The sequence below is a fragment of the Sulfuricella sp. T08 genome (assembly GCF_000971475.1).
In the GTDB taxonomy this organism is placed as follows: domain Bacteria; phylum Pseudomonadota; class Gammaproteobacteria; order Burkholderiales; family Sulfuricellaceae; genus Sulfuricella.
In genome coordinates this window covers 1-1,602 of record NZ_DF967547.1, presented here as the reverse complement: position 1 = coordinate 1,602, position 1,602 = coordinate 1, and the positions used below count along the sequence as shown (strand labels likewise).

1 protein-coding gene is annotated in these 1,602 nt (G+C 54.2%); it reads left to right on the top strand.

Going from position 1 to position 1,602, the window contains the following annotated elements:
- Positions 1 to 80: 80 nt before the first annotated feature.
- Positions 81 to 1,469, top strand: a complete 1,389-nt coding sequence (locus SCT_RS12070) for an IS1182 family transposase (RefSeq protein ID WP_059423366.1) — start codon at positions 81 to 83, stop codon at positions 1,467 to 1,469.
- Positions 1,470 to 1,602: the final 133 nt, after the last annotated feature.

Sequence of the window (1,602 nt, the reverse complement as noted above, 5' to 3'; positions counted from 1 at the left end):
AATTCTGTTGAAAAACCCCACCCTTTAGCCCCCTGTTTGTGATATGATATAGACATATTATGGATACAAGGAATCACGCCATGATGGGTCATCAATCAACAGCTCAGGACAGGCTGTTCTACTCCTTCAACCTGGAAGACTACGTTCCCTCCAATCACCTCCTTCGCGGAATCAATCATCATCTTGATCTTCGCGATCTGCACCAACATCTATCTGACTTCTACAGCCATACCGGCCGCCCCTCGATTGATCCAGAGTTGATGATCCGCATGCTGGTCATCGGTTACTGCTTCGGCATCCGTTCCGAACGGCGCTTGTGCGAGGAAGTGCATCTGAACCTGGCCTATCGCTGGTTCCGTCGCCTCAGCCTGGATGACGCGGTGCCAGAGCATTCCACTTTCTCCAAGAATCGCCATGGGCGATTCCGGTCAAGTCAGGTCTTCCGCTGGGTGTTTGACGAAGTCGTTCGACGTTGCATGGCGGCAGGTCTGGTCAAGGGTGAAGGATTTGCAGTCGATGCCAGTATTGTGGCGGCTGACGCTAGTGGTCCGCGCGGCATATCGCGAGGCGAGGAAATCGACTGGACAAACCCGGCACTCAACAACCGTGCTGTGCGCGAGTATCTGGAGGCATTGGATGAGGAAGCGCTTGTCGAGGCATTACCCCGACGGATTTCACTAACCGACCCGCAGTCACGCTGGACTGGTGCCACTGGCGACAACCCCTTCTTTGCCTATTCGACGAACTACCTGATCGACACTGCCAATGGCGTCATCCTCGATGTAGAAGCCACACCGGCTAACCGCACGGCGGAAGTCGAATCCACTAAAGTAATGATCGAGCGTGTCGAGGCGAATTTCAATCTCATCCCAGAGCGTCTGATTGGGGATACCGCTTACGGCTCTGCGCCAATGCTAGCCTGGTTGGTCGAAGAGAAGAGGATTGAGCCGCATGTGCCAGTTTGGGATAAGTCGGAGCGACAAGATGGCACGCTCTCGCGCAGCGATTTTAAGTGGAATGAACAGGCCAACGAATACCGTTGTCCCGCAGGCCATGCGCTACGCAGTGACTGGCGCCCCTTCAAAAACCCCCGCACGCACATCACGAATGCGAATACCGTCATCTATCGTTCAAGCCAGTCGAACTGTGCCGCATGTCCGATGAAAGCACCGTGCTGTCCGAATACGCCGAGGCGCAAGATTGCACGCAGTATCCATGAGTCCGTACGTGATGTGGCCCGTCGCATCGCCACTACGCCGGAATATCAAAGATCACGCTGCGAGCGCAAGAAGGTCGAGGTGTTGTTTGCCCATCTTAAACGCATCCTCAGACTCGACCGGCTCAGACTACGAGGGCTTAGCGGTGCGACTGACGAATTTACCTTGGCTGCTGCCGCACAAAATCTGCGACGTTTAGCCAAGTTTGTCGCGCAACCACCACCGGATCAGGGGATAGGTGCGCCCGCATGAGGCGAAATCACATGAATTAACCAACAAGCCGGGCATTGAGACCCGGTTACAGGCCCCAAAGGGGTCAATGTTTCGACATTTCACTCTCGTCTAGATCTGAAACTGAATTCGGCAAGAGTTTTTCAACAGAATT

Coding starts and splice junctions, on each gene's coding strand:
- SCT_RS12070 (WP_059423366.1), top strand. CDS start 81: ATGATGGGTCATCAATCAACAGCTCAGGACAGGCTGTTCTACTCCTTC.